The organism is Actinomyces sp. zg-332, assembly GCF_011751945.2.
Classification (GTDB): domain Bacteria; phylum Actinomycetota; class Actinomycetes; order Actinomycetales; family Actinomycetaceae; genus ZJ293.
The window spans coordinates 1,063,772-1,087,276 of the sequence record NZ_CP064951.1; the positions used below are offsets into that span (position 1 = coordinate 1,063,772).

The following is a 23,505-nucleotide window of genomic DNA, read 5'->3' on the forward strand; positions in this document are numbered from 1 at the left end:
CAATACCTTTTTAAAACTTTTCTGAGAAGTCTTTACACCTTACTCTGATAAGGGTTTAGCACATCGTTTTGCTAACTTTTATATGCTTTAGAAATAGTAACCTGACCCACTACCCTAGTTCCATCATAAATTACCATAGACTGCCCAGCTGCTATACCGTGAGCTGATTCATCTAAGTGAGCTATAACTTTCTCAGCTGTTAGTTCAATTTCACAAGGCACTTGCTTACCGTGCGCTCTCATCTGTACAGCTGCTGTAAACCTTGAGGAATACTCACTCTTATCGCACAACCAAATTGGATCGTTCCCCTCAATAGTATTAACACTTAAAAGCTCATTAGAACCAACAATGACTTGATTTTTTGCTGGAATAGTAGACAGAACATAACGAGGTTTTCCATCTTTTGCTGGTCGGCCTAAAGCCAAACCTCTACGCTGTCCAACAGTATAAGCAAAATAGCCCTCATGCTGACCCACAACATTACCTTCAGTGTCAAGAATTTCTCCAGATTTAGCTCCTAATTTGGAACGCAAAAATCCAGCAGTATCTCCATCTGATATAAAACAAATATCGTAAGAATCAGGCTTATTACTAACAGATAAGCCCCGCTGTGCCGCTTCAGCTCTAACCGCGTCTTTAGTTTCCATATTTCCTATGGGGAATAAAACTTTAGATACGTTTTCGCGTCCAATTACAGCGAGAACATAAGACTGATCTTTAAGATCATTAATACTTCTATGTAGTTCTAGCCCAGCTTCACCTTCCAATATCTGTGCATAATGTCCAGTGCACACAGCATCAAATCCTAATGCTATTCCACGATCAAGTAACGACTTAAACTTTACATATTCGTTACAACGTACACATGGGTTAGGAGTACGCCCTTGCTCATACTCATTCAAGAAATCATCAATAACAGTCTTTTCAAATTCTTCAGATAAATCCCAAACATAAAAAGGTATACCTAGAATTGCCGCAGCCCTACGAGCATCGGCTGAGTCTTCCAAAGAACAGCAACCCCGAGAACCTGTGCGATACTCTTCTTTAGATTTTGTTAAAGCCATGTGCACAGCAGTCACATCATGACCTGCTTCAACAGCCCTAGCAGCAGCTACTGCAGAGTCTACTCCACCAGACAATGCCGCAAGCACCTTCATATATAAACCTCAACCACTAACTATGTTTATCTCTAACGTTTTGTAACATTCTTGCTGATTTTACAGCATTAGGTAACGCATTAATGAACTTATCTATATCTTCCATAACTGTAGTATGTCCAAATGATATACGCAATCCACCTGAAGAAAATATATCATCATACCCCATTGCTTGTAATACGTATGAAGACTGAGCAACTCCTGCTCTACAAGCCGATCCCGCTGATACGCATATATCAGCATTATCTAAGGCAAACAGCATAGCGTCTGCACCACCGTATTGACAAACTAAATGCAAAATATGAGGAGATGAATCACCAGAAGTAGACGGTTTTATTCCCTCTGGTAAATTCTCTATAATTTTCTTTTTAAATGTAGCGTATTTTTCTATGCGTTCACTTAGTGTTTGAACATTGTATATGCATGCTTTACTTATTGCAATAGCTCCACAAATATCAATAGTTCCACTGCGTATTCCTCGTTCTTGTCCGCCTCCGGCATATAAACCTAGCATTGGCAAGTCTTGTTTTGCCAGTAAAATTCCAATCCCAACAGGTGCACCAATTTTATGTCCAGATATGCTCAAGGCATCTACACCTAAGTCTTTGAAGTCAACTTCAATATTCCCAAATGCCTGTACTGCATCTGTGTGAATATATATTCTGTCACCTTGTTTTTTCTTATCTAAGTTTTCTCTCTCGCTTTGCAAAACACTAGATTCAAAGTCACGCACTAATTCAACTAAATCTTTAACAGGCTGAATTACACCAGTTTCATTGTTCACAAGACCTATTGAAATAACGCTTATTTCACCATAGTTTTCCTCTAGTATTTTTTTGAAAGCGTCAATATCTATTACACCAGTATTTAAAACAGGAATTTTTATAAGGTCAATTCCAAATTTTTTAAGAATAGCCTCAGAACTTAAAATTGCTGGATGCTCAATAGCAGTCGTTATTGCGATTTTTCTACCTGTTTTTTCTTTAACTTTGCGAGCAACAGATACAAACCCTAAGTTATCAGATTCTGTTCCTCCAGAAGTAAACAAAACTTCGCTAGGCTTTATGGCAAATATATGAGCAATATCTTCACGAGCTTTCTCTAACTTATCTCGAGAAAGCAAACCTCCTTTATGCAAAGCTGAAGGATTTCCTGGTTGTTCATATAAGTCGCGAATAGATTTTAGATATACTTCCTGCACTTGAAGTAACATTGGTGAAGAAGCACTATGATCTAGATATAAATACACAATTAACCTTTACAATATTTAGTTTTGTAATTCATCAATTAAGCTAGGTACAACATCATTAATATCGCCAATAATACCAAAATCAGCTATTTCAAAAATAGGAGCATCTTCATCATCGCAAATAGCAACAATATTCTCACAAGTTACAAGAGCACAGGTATGATGAATTGCTCCGGAAACACCCAGTCCAATATATAAGTCAGCGTTAATAGTTTTACCAGTCTGCCCAATCTGTAAGCTATGGTCTACCCAGCCTTCATCTGTTGCAACTCTAGTAGCACCTACTGCAGCTTTTAGCTGTTCAGCTAGTGAATATACTAAGCTAAAGTCACCTTCTGTTCCCCTACCACCACAAACTACAACTTTTGCAGTTTCTAAGTCGTTTTCTTCCGAAACAGAAGAAGTGTCTATAACTGAAACTTCAATTTCAGGCAAAGCTGTAAAATCTACATCTAGTTTTTCAATACTTACATTTTCAGCATAGCTATCCTCATAGTCACTATTTACTTTGACAGTAACAATTGAAAAATCAGCATTAGTTTTTAGGTGTACTATATGTGTACCGTTCAAAGCACTTTTAACAAAAGTTGGTTCAGTGCTTTCGAAATCAAAACTTGTTACATCAGTTACTGTTGCAACACTAAGTTTTCCACCCAACAAACCAGCTATTTCTTTGTTCAAGAAAGTGGAGTTTAACAGTATCGCTTTTAGATTGCTACTAGCTTTTACTTGATTTACTGCAGTTTCTAAAACTGAGCTGATTGCTTGAGTAACATTTTTATACTTTTCGGGAAGAACAGCTGTATATATTTTCGTGGCACCACATTTAGCTATTGAATCAGTATCAATGTTTTCCTCCACACTAACAGCAATTACTTCTTCTCCAGCGTTTTTTGCAGCTAAAAGAAGCTGTTTGCTATTAGAAGTTAATACATTCTTATTATCTACATTTTCATGTTCAATCAGTACTAGCAAAGTCATTTATTTCACCTTTTCCTTAATGAACTCAGCTAATTGCTTAACTGCCACAGGAGAATTTAGCAAAGCTTGTCCTTTTTCACGAGCTGGCTTTTCTTCAATAGAAATTACTTCAATATTTTTTTCATTTATGCTGCTTTCTAGACCTAGCTCAGATAAATCCCATTCTTCAATTGGTTTTTTACGAGCAGCGGCAATAGCTTTAAAGTTAGGATATCTAGGTTCGTTTATTTGGTCAGACACAGACACTATTAATGGTAATTTTGCTGATAGACTCTGTTCTATTCCATCAACGCTACGTGTAATAACTATTTTTTCATCTTTTTTCTCAAGAGTTTTTGCAAATGACAGTAGTGGAAGTCCTAGGTTGCTTGCTAAGTAGCTAGGTACAAGGCTGGTGTTACCGTCTGAAGATGTCATGCCTGTGATAATCAAATCTACGTTTCCAATTTGTTCTATCGCTTTAGCCAATACTTTAGATGTAGTTAAAACATCGCTATTTTCAAGATAGTCATCGCAAATGTGAATAGCATTGTCAGCACCCATTTGTAATGCTCGTCTCAATGCGTCGGCTGAATCTTCTGGCCCTATAGTTAGTGCTAAAACTTCGACATCATCATGCTCTTCAGCGATTGTAACTGCTGTTTCAATGGCATTTTCGTCTACTTCATTTAACACGTCATCTTCACCACGTACAATACGTTTATCGACAAAATGACGTTGCGATTGCATATCAGGAACGTGTTTTACACAAACAACAATTTTCATTTTTTCACCCATCATCAAAACTAATGCTTAAAAATTCTACCACTCAAACTTTACTAATAACATATTTATGATTGATGTAGAAATTAAAGCACTTATATAGCTAAGTGAAGTGGTTATAAAACTAGTTTAAATACTTTTGAATTTAACATATCTATTAGTTGAATAAACACACAATGCCACAAAATAAAATGCAATACATATAATGAGACAAATACAAAAATAATAGTGACTTTGTTACATAAATGAAATATAGTGGGTTTGATAACAGTAAGCCTACATTTTCATAACGATAACAGTGAAACCAAAGCCCTTATACCTAAAGAAAAGTCCATTTGAGCCACTTATAGCAGATTTACAACTACTAATGGGATCCTTGTTATTATCCCTAGGTGTTGTTTTTATTAAGCTAGCTGAAATGCAACCAGCAACCATATCATTTTTACGTTGCTTCATTGCATTACCTTTTCTATTGCTTTTATCAGCATACGAATTTTGGAAAGCACGCAAACATCCTAAACTAGAAAAAACGACAGTTTTCTGGGCTTTTATATCTGGTATAGTAATCGGTGTGCAATACGTAGTTTATGCTGTTTGTGTTGACTATACTGGAGCTGGAATTTCTAGCGTATTAGCCAACTGTCAAATATTCTTCTTCCCAATTTTTGCACTTTTAATCGATAAAGAAAGCATTCCGAAAAGCTTTTGGATTTTGTCACCTCTAATGATTTTCGGTTTAGTTGCATCCACTGGTCTTTTAGGTGGAAAAGTCGACGGAATAACTGACCCTGTATTAGGATTTACAACAGGAATACTAAGCGGTATTACTTACGCAGGATATCTATTCCTAAATAGGCGCTGTACTCGACAAAATCCACACTACGTTATTACTTACAATACTATTGCAACCACTGGTGCTGGCATAACTTCTCTAATTGCTGCTCCATTTATGAAAGACTTTACAACAAATATAACTGTAGAAAACTGGATTTGGACTATATTACTAGCTCTTACTGCTCAAGTGTTAGCTTGGATATTTATAGCACAAGGAAGCCACAGAGTTAGCCCTAACAAAGCTTCTAGTTTACTGATGACTCAACCAATTATTGCTATAGGTTTAGGTATACTTTTCTTATCAGAAACGCTCAACTTGGTACAAACTATAGGTTGCATAGTTGTACTAGTTAGTGTTTGGATAGTAAATAGAACAAGAACTCAGTATAAAAAAACTAATACATAAATAAAAACGATAAGGAAATTAGGTGTTTTTTAAAACGCTTAATAATGCACTAACCTTACAAATATACTATTAGTAATCTAAAAACTAATCTGAACCTTTAGAGCGTGGATACTTATATCGCACCCTAATAGTATTTTAGATACTAATATTTACATCTACATAAAAATAAATACAATTGTTTGTATGTAATATTTCATTATAAGAAATATATCTACACCGTAAAACATTGGAAGAAAAATGGAAAACACTGAATTGACAGAAAAAAATGATGAAGCCTCATTGTTAGCAACAATAGAGCGCAGTAATCAAATTGAAAAAGAAATCGAAAAAAATCCAAAGCAATTTCGAGTACTTACAGGAGACAGACCGACAGGAAACCTACATTTGGGTCACTACTTTGGAACTTTGAAAAATCGTGTTGAAATTCAGAATAAAGGTGTAGATACATGGCTTGTTATAGCTGATTACCAAGTAATTACTGACCGAGATGGTGTAGGACCTTTACGTGATCGAGTACTTTCGCTTTGCGCTGATTACATTGCCTGTGGCATTGATCCATCGAAGTCCACTATTTTTACTCATTCAGCTATCCCTGCACTAAACCAGCTAATGTTGCCTTTCTTATCCTTGGTAACTGAATCAGAATTACACCGCAACCCGACTGTAAAATCTGAGCTGGAAGCTACAAACGGAAGAGCAATGAGTGGCCTAATGCTCACCTATCCAGTACATCAAACTGCTGATATTTTATTCTGCAAAGCTAACTTAGTTCCTGTCGGTAAAGATCAGCTTCCTCACTTAGAACAAGCACGCGTAATCGCTTCACGTTTTGACAAACGTTATGGAAGAGTTGGCGACAAACCTATTTTCCGCAATCCACACGCTCTGCTTTCCAAAGCCTCATCAATTTTGGGCTTAGACGGTCAAAAAATGAGTAAATCACGCGGTAACACCATTGAGCTAGGCATGGATGAAGATACAACTGTAAAACGTCTGAAAAAAGCTGTAACTGACTCTGAACGTTTTATTACTTATGATCCTCTAAATCGCCCAGAAGTATCTAATCTATTGTTAATGGCTGCTCTTGCCTCAAATACTACTCCTGAAAAAATTGCTGAAGAAATTGCAGATGGTGGAGCAGGAAAACTAAAAGCAGTTACAACTGAAGCACTACTTGAAATGCTAAAACCTATACGTGAACGTCGTGCAGAAATAATAGCTGACGAAACATATTTGCTAAATGTAATACGAGAAGGAAATGAAAAAGCTAATGAAGTTGCTAATGAAACTTTGCGTGAAGTAAAGCAAGCAATGAATATGATTTACTAATTCGTAACTTTAGTATTATTCAAGACCGTTATTTACCGAAATGCTATGTAATTTTTACTTAGTATTTCGGTATTTTATTTAATATAAACTTAAATGGTTATATAAATAGTATTCTGAAAAATACATATGTATATGTAATATACAAATGAATATACAGAGTAAAACCAAGTAAAAGTTTAAGAACTAGGTTTTATACAAAACAAATATTGTGTAATAAAAATTTATGTATTTTTCAACTAAAAATCTAAAGTTGCCAAAACTCTACGTGATACAAGCACTTATTTACAAATAAAAACAGTGCCATCTAATCATGAAATAAAGAAAAGAATGGCACTGTCTACGCATTATTATTTTCAGTATATAGTTGCTCTACTAAACTTTCTATACATAAAATTTACTAAGCAACCAAAGTCACAAATATTAGATTAGATATGAAGCAAGTATACGACGTGCTTTTGCAACCTCATCAATTGGACCAAGCATTTCAAAAGCGTCTAGCAAACGCTGACGTGCTTCCTCTTGAGTTTGTTCGTCACCATGTAGAACAATGCTCAGCAATGTATCCAGTGAATCTTGAACCTGTCCCATTACAAGCATTGCGTCAGCTCCAGCAAACTTAGCTTCAAAATCGTCAGCAGCAGCATTCTTAGCTTTCTCAATTGCTACCTCAAAATCCATATTCTCATCTAAGCGTTCACGCAAACGCAAATCAGCTAGCCCAACTTTAGCCATCTGATCTTTTGGATCTTTACGCAAAGCTAATTCCCAAGCAGCACGAGCCGTAGCATAGTCACCTTGTTCAAAAGCTTCCATTGCCTTACGATGTTCCTCAGGAGTTTCAACCTCAACTGCTGGCAAATATTCAGCAGTACCAACAACACCGTTTTCCAAGCAAGCAGCAAGAACTTTATCTACAACTTCTCTAAGTCCATCTTCTTCCATTTGTCCAGTAAACAATGGCGCCATTCCACCATTTATTAATGCAGTTACGAAAGGAACAGTTTCAACGTTGAAAATCTTTTGAGTCAATGGATTTTCATCAATATTTACTTTCAAAAGCTGGAAACGACCATTGTATTCAGCTGCAATCTTGTCAAACACTTCCACAAATTCTTTAGACTGTTCAAAGTGTGCTGACCAAACTAAAAGAATAATAGGGTATTTAGTGGACTGATTTACTGCAACTTCAAGCATAGTATCATCAATATCTAAGCTAACTGGAACTTGTGGGTTAGCATCAATACCAAAAGCACTGCCCTGTGATGGGACTTTACCAGCAAATACTGGTCCAGCTTGTGTTTGTTGCGTGCTGGCAACTGGTGTCTGCAAATTACCTTGCTCACTATTAGCATTTTGCTCAACAGGGTCTTTTTCATTCACTAATTTTGATAAATCAAAAGCACCTCTAAAGTTTGCTTCCACTTTTCCCCCAATACTTGATATTTATTCTCAGGTTTATTTAGTTATTTTTTAGTAGCTGAAATTAGAACTCTCTCAGCTCCAACAGGTCTAATTTTATTATCTTTAGCAGTTTTTTCTGGAACAATAAAAGCAATACTGACATTGTATGTTGCAACAATATCAGAATCAATTTTGTTATTGTCTCCTAATAGCACTTGTAAAGCACCACTAACTTTGCCCTCTTTGTTATGATTGCCTCTCAAAAATTTAACGTCATATTTAAACGATGTGACTACTAATGCTGATCCATCATTTAGCTTAAATGACACGATTTTATCAGGATTTGAGTATATTTTAGTATCAACATCTGCAATATCACGTAAAGACTCTGATAATTTACTTTTTTCTTCCCAGAATTTAGCAGAAAAAGTATCTTCAGCAAAATATTTATTTAAATCTTTATTACCATTTAAATACTCGCTATATTTCCCTAAAACATTTTCAGGCTTTTCCACTAAATTACTGGCTTTAGGCTTGTATAACTCAATTCCTTCTGAAACAGTTTTACTAGAAGTTATAGAAGTTTTAGGAAATAGCCTAACCCAATTGGATATTTTATAGTTATCCCTTACGTTACCTTGTTCAAATACAATCAGATAAGGAGCTGAATCTCCAACAGTTTGGGAAATAAGCATCATATATCTTGGCCAAGATTCTTCTTTAGTTACAGTTTCTACTGCTGTTTTAAAACTTAAAGCGTCAAGCTTCTTATCTTGATAGCCTTTTTGGGCTAGCTCATACTGTGCAGTCCTCATCCTTAGAGCAACGCCACGCATACGTTTTTTCAACTCTTGAACATTTAAATTCTTATCAGCTTCACCAAGTAAAAACTTTGTATCTTCAATCAATTTATTGAATCTAGCAGGATCAAGGTTAGATATTGCTTTATTATCATTAGAATCTTGTATTTCAGCTGTACATCCAACTCCTGAGTATAAAACAAAACAAGCCGATAAAGCACCAACTATTTTCATAAATTTCTTGTTCATAACTACTTTCTACCCTTCTCTTGCTCACGTAGTTGCCTACGTGACGGGTAACGCTTCTTAGGCAATTCTTCTTGTTGTGTTTCATCAATCGTATTTACAGAAGATTTTTGTTCAATTTTATTAGCATATGCTTGTATCTCAGATACTTTCAAAGTATCTACTTGTGTTACAGCTTTATTAAACTCAATTCTTTGTTTAACAGGAATAATCAAGAAAGCTTTTATAAAATTCTTAATTTCTTTATGGAATAATGCTATTGCAGTTGCTAAGAAAATGAGTATAGCCAATATACTTGTATGTAATAAATATGGAGAATAAGGAGCAACTTTCCACTCAAGGTCTACACTTGGCGCTACCTCTTTGCCATCTGTCATAGCTATTAACGAATAATTACCAGAATTTTTTTTACTCCAATTAACAGAAGCAGTACCTTTACCTTTAGAATAAACTTCCCACATATCAGATTCTAAATCTATTTTAGATTTAGGTTTACCTTTAATATTGTGTAACACATATCCTAAAGTATTGGTATCAATGAATCTATCTATTTCAGCATAATATGTATTGCCGTATTTCGCATACTCTTCCACATCTTTTGAAGGCCCTATTGCAAGCTGAACTTCAGAATTAGTTTTCTTACTATATGCACTAATCTTTACATCGTTACTTATAGCATTCAAAACATTTGTTTTCGATATTACTATTGGAGCAGAAGAAGGTGATGAAAGAGTTGACTTGTAAACAGTAGTAGTATTGAAGAAACCAATATATCCTACCAGTAATAAAAGACATACAGTCACAATGCTTAACAGGATTACTCTAAAAGTTGTTCCACGATTTTTAAGCACTATATCCACCTTACTTATTTAAAATACCTCAATACATTCTACTTCATATAACGTAAATCATAAAATTACATTCAAATATAAAAGCAAATAATACTAAAAGTATAAATATTTTATATAAATTGAAATTTACTTGAATATTCTTCATACGTTATCATATAGATGTATATGTGTTAGAACTGAGACGGAAAGTAAATATGTCTACACCAAAAGAAGATCCAACTGAAAATACTTCTAATAAAAAAACTTCTGGAAAGGGACGTCCAACTCCTAAACGTCGTGATGCAGAAAAAGAAAAAATTCGTCCTTTAGTTCCTCCAGATCGTAAAGAAGCAAAACGACAGGAACGCAAACAACGTAATCTTTTCTATGAGAAACAACGTCAAGCACTACTAACTGGTGACGAAAGATATCTACCACTCAGGGACAAAGGACCAGTACGCAGATGGGTTCGTGACTGGGTTGATGCACGTTTCTCCTGGTGTGAATTTATGTTCCCAATCATCATTGTCTTATTATTTGCTTCTTTGTTCTTCCAATCAGATCAAAGAAAAATGTTATTTATTTTAATTTCTTTATACACAGTATTTATCACTTCTTTCATAGATGCAATAATTGCAACTATATATCTAAAACGTAAACTAAATAAGCGTTTTACCAGAAGTGAGATTCCTCCGCGTATAGGTTTTTATGCTTTTATGAGAATGCTTGTGCTACCAGTTATGCGTTCTCCTAAACCTTTAAGAAAACACGGAGATTGGCCTTCATAAATACTTTATAGGTGGGTTTCAACTTTTTAGATAAGTTACCCACCTATTCTAATAGTCATATACATTTAAGACTGATATAGGAAAAACGTTGGAAAATAAAAACATTACTTGGGAAAAAGTAGATAAAAACTATGCTGACGTAATATATGAAACATACAATGGCATAGCTAAAATAACTATCAATCGCCCAGAAGTTAGAAATGCTTTCCGCCCACAAACAGTATTTGAATTAATAGATGCTTTCAGTCTAGCCAGAGATGACGAAAAAATAGGCGTAATAATTCTCACAGGAGCTAATCACGGTAAAGACGTTACAAAAGAAGCATTTTGCTCAGGTGGAGATCAAAAAATACGTGGTAATGGAGGTTATATCGGAAATGATTCAATCCCTAGACTCAATGTATTAGACTTACAAAGACTTATTCGCATAATACCTAAACCAGTAATAGCAATGGTAAATGGATATGCAATAGGCGGAGGCCATGTGTTACACATGGTTTGTGACCTTAGTATAGCTTCTGAAAACGCGATTTTTGGGCAAACAGGACCTAAAGTTGGCTCATTCGATGGTGGGTATGGAGCTGGCTATATGGCACGGCTAGTAGGACACAAAAAAGCTAAAGAAATTTGGTTCCTATGTAGGCAATATAGTGCTGAGCAAGCTCTGGAGATGGGGTTAGTCAACACTGTTGTACCGTTTGAGCTTCTAGAAGCTGAAACGCTGAAATGGGCTGAGGAAATCATGCAACACTCACCTATGGCTTTGCGTTTTCTCAAAGCAGCATTTAACGCTGATACTGATGGTTTAGCTGGAATTCAGCAACTAGCTGGTGATGCTACGCTGCTATATTACACAACTGATGAAGCCAAAGAAGGTCGTGACGCTTTTAAAGAAAAGCGTAAGCCGGATTTCTCTCAATTTCCAAAGTTTCCGTAACTATTTATTCCTCAATTTGTTCTACAATATAGAAAAGTTTCATTATGGATTGGCTATTGGATAATGTAGAAAAATACCCCGATAAAATTTTCATCAATGATATAACTTATGCACAAGCTTATAAACTAGTACTCGAATATGCACACAACATTTCTTCTAGAATAAAAGAGTTTACTAGGGTTGCTATTTGCCCTAAAAATAACGAAAAAACAATACTATTACTTTTGTCATTATTGTCGCTAAGAAAAGAAATCGTATTAATTAACTCTCATCTAACACATGAGGAAAAGATAATTCAATGTAAAAACACTGAAACAAAAATATTAATTACAGATTGTACCTCTTTTTCATCTTCTCAAGGTATTACTTTTTATACTATTGATAAAATACTAGAAAAAGACAGTAAATCAGAAGAAAATCCTCCTCAAATACTTTTTACCACTTCCCCAGAACAAACTGCTTTCATAATAAATACAAGTGGAACAACTGGAAAATCAAAAACTATAAAAATAATGTGGAAACATATAATAAGCCATGTTTATATGTCTAAGAAAAAACTAGGGGTAACTCAAAATGATGTTTGGCTCATAGTTCTACCTATTTTCCACGTAGGTGGATTGATGATAATTTTCAGGTCACTTTACAACGGCACATCTATAAAAACCCTTGAAAAATTTGATTGCAATACAGTGCTGAACTTAATAAGAAAAGAAGAAGTCAATATGATTTCTTTAGTTCCAACAATGCTAAATAAAATCATAGATAAAATAACTACTCACAATTTGAGACTAATCTTATTGGGCGGAGAAAGCACTCCTTTGAACCTAATAAATAAAATTATTGATAAGAAAATACCTGTATACAAAACCTATGGAATGACAGAAACTCTAAGCCAAATAGCCACTTTTAACTTACTTGAGTATCCCAATAAAAAATTAGCTTCAGGACTACCTCTAGAAAATGTAAAAATCAAAATAGTAGATAAAGATAAAAATAACGTAGGGAAAATATATGTATCTTCTCCTACTAATACTAATACTTCAAACGACTACTTCAATACAAACGACTACGGCTATTTAGATAAAGAAGGATTCTTATATGTTATAAGTCGCAGAAATGATTTAATAATTTCTGGTGGCGAGAATATATATCCTAAAGAGATAGAAAACGTCTTATATGAGCTAAATACCGTTGAAGAATGCATAGTTTTACCGATAGAAAACTCATACTATGGACAGCGCCCTATTCTGCACATAGTTACTAGTGAATCTGAAGAGAATATACGCAAATTTTTGTTAAATAAAATAGCCAAATATAAAGTCCCAGACCATATTATTTTTCACGCTAAACTCCCAAGAAATATATTAGGGAAAATCGATGTAAAAGCACTTATGAAAATACATATAAATCTATATAATGAGTAGCACTATATTATAAATATCTAGCAGATATTGAGGATAAAATGACTTTACTGGAAAGTTTTAACATACAGTTTGATATGAAAGAAGATGGATCTTTTACAGCCACAATGCCAATACATGAATTTTACACACAACATCAAGGATACGTAGCCGGTGGTGTTTACCTTATTTTAGCTGAAACTGCTGGGGGCTACGCTTCAAACCTTATGGGGGAAAAAGCTGAAGAAAAGTATGTAGCTGTAGGACAAAATATAAATGCTCACCATGTTCGTCCAAAAAAATCTGATGGTGGTTTTATAACTGCTAGTGGCACACTACTACACAAAGGTAAGTCAACTCATCTTTGGGATATAAAAATAACCGATGAAAACGACAAGCTAATTTCTACAGTATCTGTGCAAAACTTTATAATACAACTTGGAAAATAACACAATACTTACAGTAATGAGCATTCGGATAAGCTAAGCATTTTTTACAAACCGGATGCTCATTATTTTATACCAACTTACATTTTTAGCAACTCACAAGCTTTTTCTTATCAGAATATACACCCAAAGTTACAAGTAATATGCTAAATAATGCTACAAAACTTGTAATTATAAATATTGATTTCAGCTGATAGAAACCAAATAGTCCATTAGGTAACAAATTATTTATCCATATATACACACTGTCACCAAAATATATTCCTAGGGCGAAAAATAGTTGAGAAATACCCATACTTATATTTCTGTACTCTTTATCAAAATCTTGCATAGCGTAAGAAACAATCAAATTATATAACCCACCAAATGCAAAACCGTTCAAAGCATAGGTTACAAAAATAACATTGGGGTTTGACGCAAACAAAGCAATAATATAGAAAATTATAGATATCACAAAGTAAGTAATAAGCGTGTTTTTCATACCCAAATACTTAGCGAAATAAATACCTGCAGCTACTCCACCAATAATCTGAGCGGCAACAAAGACAGTATCTAAATATGCGAGCATAAAAGGTGACATTCCGTAAACCAGCTTGCCCATTTGCACCATATTAGCTCCACTAGTTGCAAAACGGGTAAACGAAATGAGAACTGCTAGGAAACTTACCACTAAAAAGCTCTTGTTTGACAACACTAGTTTAACTTTTGTAAAACTAAATTTTGTTTGAACTTGTGTATTTTCACGTATAAAGAACGAAAGAACGAATGTGGCTAGTGCGAATATAGCTGATACACACCATAAAGCAGCAAAGTTATTAGGTACTGATGAAGTAAAGAAATACTGAATTGGAGCAGAAATAAATTCTGACATTAATGGAGCTACAGTTAAAATGGAAGTGGAAACTACAGCTTGTTCTTTATCGAAAGTATCAGCAAAAATAACGTTAAACATCGCTAACATCGACGCAGTAATACCTATTGTAAGCGAAGAGTAATACATCGTTGAGTAGCTTGGGAATAAGAACACAAATAGGGCTGCTACACCAGAGATAATCAGCGACAGCTGAATGAATATTTTACGTTTCCTAAATATGTCACTAGTTACAAACATAGGTAGCCGTATGATTGTACTCATGAGCCCATATGCCGCAGCAATTTGGGCAGCCTGTACTAAGCTTAAGCCTAAGCCACCTTCAGCTATCGAAGTCACAGCAAATAACTTGCGGTATGAACGTATGATTGTAATGCTCGTCCAAAAACATAACAGTACTACAAAAATTGTAATCTGATTTTTATTTAGCTTAAATTTTTTAGTTAGAAATGCAACTAATAGCACAGAAGCAATAAGTAAGATAAGCGGTATCCATAGTTTTACTGAAAACATAAAATCTCGCGTTCTTTTCTGGAATTATTACACCAAAATGAATTATATTTACAAAACCTGAATTGGTAAAGTAAATATAACGAAGCAACACACTTATTTATAATTTGTAAATATATAACCATTAGTCTGGTTATGACGGAACATATTTTATCCCGTCGTAGCCCCTATTGCTTACCTTTTATGCTAGTTCAGCCATTATTTCTTTCACAATTTCAGCTGTTTGAGTAGGAGTTTTACCAACTCTAACTCCACAGCGATTCAAGGCATCAGCTTTACTTTGTGCTGTACCTGAAGAACCAGAAATGATAGCCCCAGCGTGTCCCATAGTTTTACCTTCAGGAGCTGTAAAGCCTGCAATATAAGCAACTACTGGCTTAGTAACGTGTTCTTTCACGTATTCTGCTACGCGTTCTTCAGCATCTCCCCCAATTTCACCAATCATAACGATTAGCTTGGTGTCAGGGTCTTTTTCAAAGCCCTCTATAACGTCTATATGTGAAGTACCATTGACTGGATCGCCCCCAATACCTACACAAGTTGTAAAACCAAAGTCTGATAGCTCATTCATTAGCTGATATGTCAATGTGCCAGATTTTGATACAAGTCCTAGACAGCCTTCACCTGTTATATCAGCTGGTGTAATACCAACATTTGATTTACCTGGTGAAATAATTCCTGGGCAGTTTGGACCAATAATACGGACGCCTTTTTCTTTAGCTAATGCACAGAATTCAATAGAATCATGCACAGGCACACCCTCTGTAATCACAACTATAAGTTCAACACCAGCTTCAATAGCTTCAATTACTGCTGATTTAGTATACAAAGGAGGAACAAAAACTACACTAACATTAGCGTTAGTTTCCTCTTTAGCTTCTAAAACAGTGCCGAAAACTTTCACTTGAACTTTTTCTTGTGAACCTACTTCACTCTTTTGAAAGTCAACTACGCTACCAGCTTTTCTAGGATTTACTCCAGCTACAATATTTGTACCACTGTAAACCATTTTTTGAGTATGTTCGTATCCTTGTTTACCTGTAATTCCTTGAACTATTACTCGTGATTTCTCGTTCAAAAAAACAGTCATTACTTTTTACTCCCCACTAGTTCACAAGCTTTATATGCGGCTTCGTCCATTGTTTCAACAACAATGATGCTAGGATGAGCATATTCACGTAGAATGTCTAGCCCGCGTGTAACAGCATTACCATCTAGGCGAATAACAATTGGCTTAATTTTATTTTCATCTATAGTTCCCAAAGCTTTTACAATGCCTTCAGCAACTTTGTCGCAGGCAGTAATCCCACCAAATACGTTTATAAAAACTGATTGTACTTGTTCATCGCTAAGCACTAGGTTCAAACTGTTACTCATAGTTTGGCTACTAGCACCACCACCGATGTCTAGGAAATTAGCAGGTTTTATTCCACCAAATTTTTCACCCTGACCTTGCACTACGTCCAAAGTTGACATGACAAGCCCAGCGCCGTTACCAATAATTCCTACTTCTCCTTGTAAATGCACGTAGTTTAGTCCTAGTTTTTTTGCTTCGAGTTCTTTAGGATCTTCTGCTTTAATATGCACATATTTTTCATGTTCACTGTGTCGAATACCAGCGTTATCATCTAAGGTAACTTTAGCATCTAAAGCCAAAATATCGTTTTCATCAGTCAGCACTAAAGGATTTACTTCAACTAAAGTAGCATCTTCTTTTACGTAGCATTCATGCAGTTTTTCAAGTGTCTGAGTAATTTTTTCTATGATTTTTTTGTCATCTAAGATTTTTTTAGGGAACGCTTTTTCAACTAGCGTCGGTATTTGCTTATCAAAGTCTTTAGTAAAATGGTGTTTTATAATTTTATCAGGATCTGTTTTAGCAAGAGTTTCAATGTCAACGCCACCTTCAGCACTAATAATAGCTATATGTTGACCAGCAGAACGGTCAACCATCATGGAAAAATAATACTCCTGTTTAATATCTGCAGCTGGGGTAACCATAACTTGTTCTACAAGGTGGTCTTTTATTTTCATTCCTAGTATTTCAGCTGAAAGCTCTTTGGCTTCTTGCGGGGTTTTAGCTAGTTTTACGCCTCCAGCTTTGCCCCTTCCTCCTGTTTTTACTTGGGCTTTTACTACTACTAGACAGTCGTATTTTGCACTAGCATTATATACTTCTTCAGGATTCTTACAGATAATAGATGGCAAGGTATTTATACCATGTTTGAGAAAAAGCTCTTTGGCTTCATATTCGTATAGATCCATATTATTCCTCAATCTTAGTTAAGGGTTTGAAACGTAAAAGTAATTTTTTGACACTACCATTTTTAAATTTGACAGTGACCGTCGAATTGACTTTTTGTTCTTCAAAGCCTGTAATTATCCCGTCTCCAAAAGTTTTATGACGTACTTTGTCACCTATCTCGAAGTCGTACTCTTGAATTTTAACAGTTTTATTTTCATTCCCAAAGGAATTAACGTCATTTTTATCTGGAACTGTTACGTTTTTCTTTACCCCTATTTTCCCAATAAAACCTTTATTGCTTTTTTCTCCAATTTTATAGGTTGTGTAGTCTTCTAAAGTAAGTGTATTTTTCCACTCATATTTATCTTTATAGTCACTATCGTAGTTATCTTTCCATCTTGCTTGTCTTTGAGAGTTAGAAAAAATACCGTACCCGTTTTCTTCATCGTGTCTATATGTTCGTTCGTCTTTTAGTACATAAGTATTTTCAGGTATGTCTTCAAGGAAGCGTGAAGGCTGGTTGTGTTTATAGGTATTCCATATATTTCGTCTATTTGCTCTAGTTAAAAATAGTTTTTCTCTCGCTCTTGTAATCGCAACATAAGCTAAACGACGTTCTTCTTCAATTCCATCTTCTTCATCAAAGGAAAGCTGATGAGGAAATATTTCTTCTTCCATTCCAGTTATGAATACAACAGGAAATTCTAGTCCTTTAGAAGTGTGAACGGTCATCAATGTGACTTCACCCGTGTTTTCTTGTGAAACATTATCTAAATCAGTCATCAAAGAAACATTTTCTAAGAAATCTGTTAGATGTGCTTGAGGATACTCTTTAATAAATTCCTCTATAATACTTTGAAACTGAGTTAAGTTTTCCACTCGTGCTTGATCTTGTACATCTTTACTAGACCTAAGCGTTGGTAAATAGTCTGTTTTTTCAAGAATTTCAGTCAAAATTTGTGCTGACTTTCCCGCTTCTTTATCTAAGTTTTTACATTTTTTGATGCTTTCCCAAAAATCACATAGATTTTTCTGTGCTACTTTAGTTAGTTTTACTCCTTCATATTTTTCTAAAACATACCCAAATAAGGAGTCTAATACATCACCTATGCCTATTTTATTTTCTTTAGCAACTTCTATTATTGTATTTTGTGCTTTAGGCCCAATGCCTCGTTTTGGTTCATTTACTATACGTAAAAAGTTTGTTATATCATCAGGATTAGCTATCAAGTGTAAATATGCTAAAGCATCTTTTATTTCTTTTCGATCGTAAAATTTCGTTCCACCAACTATAGTATATGCGATAGTTGACTTAGCTAGTTCTGCTTCTAATGGCCCAGATTGGGAGTTAGTTCGGTAGAAAATAGCTATATCGCTACCTTTATATCCTTCGAGCAAAAGTTCTTGTATTCGCTGGCTAATGTAGTAAGATTCCTCATATTCGCTGTCTCCCACATAGATAGTAATTTTATCTCCGTTGCCATTAGCTGACCAAAGATTTTTTTCACGTCTACCTATGTTTTGTGAAATTACACTATTAGCAGCTTGTAGTATATTTCCTGTAGAACGGTAGTTTTGTTCCAGTAGTATGCATTCAGCGTTAGTAAAGTCTCGTTCAAATTCTTCAATATTTCGTATGGTCGCACCACGGAAAGCATAAATTGATTGATCAGAGTCTCCAACCACAGTCAAATAAGAGTTAGTTTCTTCACTGCCTTCAGCCCCCTCTACAATACTTTTTACCAAAACATATTGAGCATAGTTCGTATCTTGATATTCATCCACTAGTATATGTTTGAAACGGTTGTGATATTTTTCAGCTATTTCCGGAAAATTTTTAAACAGATAGACTGTTTCGCTAAGTAAATCATCAAAGTCAAAAGCAGATGCTGCTCTTAGTTGGTTTTGGTATTCAACATATATTTGTGCAATTATTTTGTTAGACTCGTTTTCTTCAGCTTCTTCCAAAGCGGTTTGAGAATCAATGAGGTTATTCTTCCAATCAGATATTTGTGTAATTGTCTCTTTTATTGGATAAGTAGTAGTTGAAATATTTTGAGCCAAGTATATATTTTTTATAAGCTTTTTGACGTCAATGGTGTCATATATAGAAAAAGCTGAATTAATTCCAAGTAGTGAATGTTCCATGCGTAATATCCGAACACACATAGAGTGGAAAGTACATATCCACATACTTTCTAAGTCAGAACCTATTAAATCAGCAACTCTTTCTCGCATTTCTTTTGCAGCTTTATTTGTGAATGTTATAGCTAAAATCTCATTAGGTGAAAGTAATTTTTCTTCAAGAATATGAGCAATACGCCTAGTAAGTACTCGAGTTTTGCCACTACCAGCTCCTGCCACTACAAGTAAATATTTCCCAGAGTAACAAACAGCTTTTCTTTGTTCAGCATTTAAATCTTGAAGTAAATCCATTATGAGTCCTTGCCGCAAAATATTCTAGGCATTAATTATATAACTAAATACTTAGTCTAAAGAATAAAGTTACATGTACGAAATATTTTTGTAACTTGTAAAAACTATACTATAGAATATTTCTTGACATTGCCCAGTGCATTAACTCATTTCTGTTTGATAATTGAAGTTTACGCAAAACTGAACTAACGTGACTTTCAACTGTTTTCATGGAAATAAATAATTCAGCAGCTGTTTCTTTATAAGTGTATCCTCTAGCGATATACCGCATAACTTCGTATTCACGTTTTGTAAGAGTATTTATAGAGTCATCAGTTTGAGGAACTTCGTTGCTACTGTTCATATTAGTAGTAAAAGCGTCTAGCACAAAGCCTGCGAGTTTTGGAGAAAAAGCAGCATCTCCTGCAGATACTCTCACTATTGCTTCACATAGTTCTGCATTTGAGATTGTTTTAGTAACATATCCTCTAGCTCCGGCTCTAATAACAGAAACTACATCAACTGGTGAATCAGATACCGATAAGGCTAGAAACTTTACTTTATCCATTATATCGTTGCATTCATTTACTACTTGGATTGCTCCTAGTCCATTACCACCCGGTAGATGCACATCTAAAATGACAACATCTGGTAGCAAATCATGAGCTTTTGCTATTGCTTCCTCAACAGTGTGAGCTTTGCCAACTACATTGAAGTTTTCAACTTTAGATAAAGAAGACTCAAGTCCTTCGCATATAAGCGGATGGTCATCAACAATTAGCAACGATAATTTTTCACTCATACAATAATTCTATTCTCGTTTGAGAGGTATTTCCACACTTACCTCACAACCATTTGAATTTTTTATTGTAACTTTTCCTCCGTTATCTATTACTCGTTTCAAAATTGAGTTTCTAACACCTAAACGAGTAGGAGGAATGTCTTCTACAATGAATCCTTTACCTCTGTCTCTGACATAAAATTCAAGCTTTTGAGAGGATATTTCAACGTAAATACTAACTGGCATTTGTCCGTGTTGCAAAGCATTTATTGTTGTTTCACGTAAAGCACTGATGAAGCTGTGTGCCTTATCATTGGGGTTAGTATCTCCTACTACTACTAGTTCAACATTTTTACGATAATTATCCTCTATAGCACTAATTTGTTCTTTTATAATTGATGAAGTTGAAGTGCCTTCTTCAGGCCTATGTCCGTACAGCCATGCCCTCAAGTCACGTTCTTGAGTTCTAGCAAGATAGGATACTTCTTCTGCATTAGTAGAGTTTTGTTGTATTAGTGCTAATGTTTGTAATACACCATCATGCAAATGCGCAGTAATATTTGCTCTTTCTCTTTCTTTAAAGTTTTCGTACTGAGTTTTAGTAAGTGATTTAAATAAAAGCACTACGATAGGAACTAATAATACAATCAGAACTACTATTATCAGCACTAGAAATAATACTATTTCCAATATTTGATTAATTGAGAAATTGCGATTGTAGTTTAAAAATTGACTAGCGATAAAATATACAATTGCAATAAAAGATACCGCAAAACCCACTATTATACGAGGAGCAAAAAATATCCTGTAACTAAAATTATCTTGTCTATAAGCTTGTAAGCTTTCAAAAGAGATTAACAGTAGCCCTATAAATAAAACTAATAAGTTATTAATTATTCCATAACCGTCAATTCCAAATACATAATTCAGTGCACATAGTAGTAAAATAAATCCGTAAGTGAATTCTTCAGCAGATTTAGAATTAAAAGAATTAGTGTTATTTCTCTGAGTGAGGGGTTCGACTATAGAGTTTTCTTGCCGAGGTACAAAACTATCGTTACCTTTAGACTTTTTAGGAATAAAAATAAGCAACCATATATATAGAAATATTCCAGCACCTGTAAATGCTGTAATTACCATAAAAAATCTAACAAATAGTATGTCAATTTGTAAGTGAACACTTAAACCCTTACATACTCCTAATAAAAGTGCTCCTTCATGACGAGAATAAATTCTCAGTGGAGGTCTTTTGATTTTTTTATTTTCACTATTCATAACTATATTCTGCTGTTTATTCAAATTAGGATAAAGCCTGATGAATACATTTTTCCTTTTCTAAGGGAATATTAGGGGTATTCCCTAATAGATTCTTATTTACATCACATAGATAATTAAAACATGAATACTAACAATAATGAATCCTCAAGATCGTCAAGATTTTTCGACGAAATAAGAAGCTTTAATATTAACCGTCAAGCCAATAGATGGCTAGGTGGTGTTTGCGCCGGACTGGCTGAACGTATAGACATTAACGTATACATAATCAGAGCGTTATTCGCTATTTCTCCGTTCATAACTCTAGGTAGCGCATTCCTAATTTATATTATACTTTGGCTATTTTTACCAGATGCAACCAAAGGCGGACATATAATCGTTCAAGGTTCTTCTTCTAAGAATAGTACTTACTCTGGTGACGAATATACTAACAATGAAAATAACATGAGTAGTACATATCACAACAATAATTATGGTAATACACCAAGTGGTAGTGATTCTCCTTTTAGTAAGTCACCTAACAGAGAAACAAAAATCACTCAAACGCATGATAGGGTATCATCATCATATACTTTAGCTGTTCTAGGACTAATTTTCTTAGTCATTTCATTTGCAATATTATATGGTTTGGTGACACGAACAATTTTCACACCTACTATTGTGGCAAGTGCCGTAATAGCTATTATTTTTGGCATAAGCATACTTATTGCAGGCATAAAAGGAAAGAAAGCAACAACTCTTGTAATCATAGCAATATTATCAACTATATTTATCAGCGCACCGACTACGGCGGTAACTAGCTTTGTGCACACAGTTCCTTTCCATAGTGCTACTCATGACGATGATTACCATATAGATTCGATATTGAATCGTAAAACTGAAGTTATAAATTTAGATAAGTATGCTAGCTCTACTCCTAATTCTAAAGGCGAAGTAGTTATAGAGCAGTCAAGCAGTTCTTTTGCAAGCAAAGTAGTTATTGTTGCTAATAATAAACCTGTAAAAGTAAATTTCAACGGTTCTACATTAAAAGCAAATGTGTTTTCCAATAGACAATGGCTAAAACGTTCCCAAAATAACTGGACAAATACATCCTCACTTCCACAAAATAATGCAACAGAAGTTACAGATGATTCTAAAGTTTCCCTTGATAATCTAGGTTTTTATGATTACAACGGAGCAGCTATAAACGCTAATTACATGACTTTCATATCACTATCTAAAGCTATAAAAGATTTATCTGATTATTCTGACAAGCATATCCAAACAACTAACAAAATTAAAACTGCTGATTACGATGATGCTAATAAAAAGTACGTCGTAAACATGAACTCGAATTTTGCTGAAGTTGACGTAGTAGATTTGCCAAATCATTGGTACGGATATACACAAAAGGATTCTTCTAAGCCAAATGGTATTGCTTATAAACAACTATTTGCTTATGAAAAAGGAAAACTAACTCAGGAAATTCCAGCCAATATTCCTAATAAAGAATCTTATAGCCAAATAACAGCTAATAACTTAGAGCTAAGGAATAATACTTTTGATGGAATAATAACTAAATTTAGCAATATTTACAGTAGTTTAGATAATAATAATCACACTTACTCTGTAAGCCCAGCCAGACTCTTCAACAAAATTTATAAGTCACCTGGTTATGTGTACAACATTCCTAAAAATATCAACAAATACGACGAAAATGACTGGGATGAAACCGAAGACTGGAATGATGTAAATGACTGGGATGATAGATATGACGATTACTACGATGATTACTATGATGTAGATTAAGCTAAGCCAAAAAGTAGTAAAACCTAGTAACGAAAATAATGAACTAGCAAC

Annotated in this window: 20 protein-coding genes; 7 read left to right on the forward strand and 13 right to left on the reverse strand. The window is 34.6% G+C overall.

Annotated elements, in window-relative coordinates:
• Positions 1-71: 71 nt before the first annotated feature.
• The 4 genes from mnmA to HCQ94_RS04415 are packed head-to-tail and all read right to left on the reverse strand — an operon-like array spanning position 72 to position 4,152.
• Complete coding sequence (gene mnmA / locus HCQ94_RS04400) at positions 72-1,157, reverse strand: tRNA 2-thiouridine(34) synthase MnmA (protein WP_166982241.1); 1,086 nt, start codon at positions 1,155-1,157, stop codon at positions 72-74.
• A gap of 16 nt (positions 1,158-1,173) precedes the next feature.
• A complete protein-coding gene (locus HCQ94_RS04405; protein WP_166982243.1) occupies positions 1,174-2,406 on the reverse strand; it encodes a cysteine desulfurase family protein in 1,233 nt (410 codons plus the stop codon).
• An 18-nt stretch (positions 2,407-2,424) separates the two neighbouring features.
• Positions 2,425-3,387 carry an electron transfer flavoprotein subunit alpha/FixB family protein gene (locus HCQ94_RS04410; RefSeq protein WP_166982245.1) on the reverse strand — a complete coding sequence of 321 codons (963 nt, stop codon included), beginning with the start codon at positions 3,385-3,387 and terminating at the stop codon, positions 2,425-2,427.
• A complete protein-coding gene (locus tag HCQ94_RS04415) occupies positions 3,388-4,152 on the reverse strand; it encodes an electron transfer flavoprotein subunit beta/FixA family protein (protein WP_166978666.1) in 765 nt (254 codons plus the stop codon).
• A gap of 295 nt (positions 4,153-4,447) precedes the next feature.
• Between HCQ94_RS04415 and HCQ94_RS04420 the strand changes: the two genes are divergently transcribed.
• Together HCQ94_RS04420 and trpS are read left to right on the forward strand one after the other, a co-directional pair.
• Positions 4,448-5,389 (forward strand): DMT family transporter, encoded by a 942-nt coding sequence (locus tag HCQ94_RS04420; RefSeq protein WP_269775635.1) that lies wholly within the window; start codon positions 4,448-4,450, stop codon positions 5,387-5,389.
• A 237-nt stretch (positions 5,390-5,626) separates the two neighbouring features.
• Complete coding sequence (gene trpS, locus HCQ94_RS04425; RefSeq protein ID WP_166982249.1) at positions 5,627-6,718, forward strand: tryptophan--tRNA ligase; 1,092 nt, start codon at positions 5,627-5,629, stop codon at positions 6,716-6,718.
• Between the two features lie 420 nt (positions 6,719-7,138).
• Here trpS and HCQ94_RS04430 read toward each other — a convergent pair whose 3' ends face one another.
• Genes HCQ94_RS04430 through HCQ94_RS04440 form a run of 3 tightly spaced genes read right to left on the reverse strand, consistent with a single transcriptional unit; the run spans position 7,139 to position 10,016 of the window.
• A complete protein-coding gene (locus HCQ94_RS04430) occupies positions 7,139-8,140 on the reverse strand; it encodes a tetratricopeptide repeat protein (protein WP_166978670.1) in 1,002 nt (333 codons plus the stop codon).
• 41 nt (positions 8,141-8,181) lie between these two features.
• Entirely contained in the window at positions 8,182-9,168 is a 987-nt protein-coding gene (locus tag HCQ94_RS04435; RefSeq protein WP_166982251.1) for a hypothetical protein, read from the reverse strand.
• Positions 9,169-9,170: 2 nt separating this feature from the next.
• The gene (locus HCQ94_RS04440) at positions 9,171-10,016 is read right to left on the reverse strand and encodes a hypothetical protein (RefSeq protein ID WP_166978673.1); all 846 of its coding nucleotides are present in this window, start codon (positions 10,014-10,016) and stop codon (positions 9,171-9,173) included.
• A 194-nt stretch (positions 10,017-10,210) separates the two neighbouring features.
• Here HCQ94_RS04440 and HCQ94_RS04445 point away from each other — a divergent pair, with 194 nt between their 5' ends.
• From HCQ94_RS04445 to HCQ94_RS04460, 4 genes are all read left to right on the forward strand, one after another.
• Complete coding sequence (locus tag HCQ94_RS04445; protein WP_166978675.1) at positions 10,211-10,783, forward strand: DUF3043 domain-containing protein; 573 nt, start codon at positions 10,211-10,213, stop codon at positions 10,781-10,783.
• An 88-nt stretch (positions 10,784-10,871) separates the two neighbouring features.
• Positions 10,872-11,720: a 1,4-dihydroxy-2-naphthoyl-CoA synthase gene (gene menB, locus HCQ94_RS04450; RefSeq protein ID WP_232525706.1), complete on the forward strand. Its 849-nt coding sequence runs from the start codon at positions 10,872-10,874 to the stop codon at positions 11,718-11,720.
• 44 nt (positions 11,721-11,764) lie between these two features.
• Positions 11,765-13,144, forward strand: a complete 1,380-nt coding sequence (gene menE / locus HCQ94_RS04455) for an o-succinylbenzoate--CoA ligase (protein WP_166982253.1) — start codon at positions 11,765-11,767, stop codon at positions 13,142-13,144.
• Between the two features lie 38 nt (positions 13,145-13,182).
• Complete coding sequence (locus tag HCQ94_RS04460; protein ID WP_166978678.1) at positions 13,183-13,569, forward strand: PaaI family thioesterase; 387 nt, start codon at positions 13,183-13,185, stop codon at positions 13,567-13,569.
• An 85-nt stretch (positions 13,570-13,654) separates the two neighbouring features.
• Here the strand turns inward: HCQ94_RS04460 and HCQ94_RS04465 are convergent, their stop codons facing one another.
• The 6 genes from HCQ94_RS04465 to HCQ94_RS04490 form a co-directional block, all read right to left on the reverse strand.
• A complete protein-coding gene (locus HCQ94_RS04465; RefSeq protein ID WP_166982255.1) occupies positions 13,655-14,950 on the reverse strand; it encodes an MFS transporter in 1,296 nt (431 codons plus the stop codon).
• 178 nt (positions 14,951-15,128) lie between these two features.
• The gene (gene sucD, locus HCQ94_RS04470; RefSeq protein ID WP_166982257.1) at positions 15,129-16,037 is read right to left on the reverse strand and encodes a succinate--CoA ligase subunit alpha; all 909 of its coding nucleotides are present in this window, start codon (positions 16,035-16,037) and stop codon (positions 15,129-15,131) included.
• Positions 16,037-17,212 (reverse strand): ADP-forming succinate--CoA ligase subunit beta, encoded by a 1,176-nt coding sequence (sucC, locus tag HCQ94_RS04475; protein ID WP_166982259.1) that lies wholly within the window; start codon positions 17,210-17,212, stop codon positions 16,037-16,039. The genes sucD and sucC overlap by 1 nt, the downstream gene beginning before the upstream one ends.
• A 1-nt stretch (position 17,213) precedes the next feature.
• A complete protein-coding gene (locus HCQ94_RS04480; RefSeq protein ID WP_166982261.1) occupies positions 17,214-19,628 on the reverse strand; it encodes an ATP-dependent helicase in 2,415 nt (804 codons plus the stop codon).
• 109 nt (positions 19,629-19,737) lie between these two features.
• Positions 19,738-20,409, reverse strand: a complete 672-nt coding sequence (locus HCQ94_RS04485) for a response regulator (RefSeq protein WP_166982263.1) — start codon at positions 20,407-20,409, stop codon at positions 19,738-19,740.
• A 9-nt stretch (positions 20,410-20,418) separates the two neighbouring features.
• Positions 20,419-21,663, reverse strand: coding sequence for an ATP-binding protein (locus tag HCQ94_RS04490; protein ID WP_166978690.1), 1,245 nt, complete (start codon positions 21,661-21,663; stop codon positions 20,419-20,421).
• A gap of 123 nt (positions 21,664-21,786) precedes the next feature.
• Between HCQ94_RS04490 and HCQ94_RS04495 the strand changes: the two genes are divergently transcribed.
• Complete coding sequence (locus HCQ94_RS04495) at positions 21,787-23,454, forward strand: PspC domain-containing protein (protein ID WP_166982265.1); 1,668 nt, start codon at positions 21,787-21,789, stop codon at positions 23,452-23,454.
• Positions 23,455-23,505 lie beyond the last annotated feature (51 nt).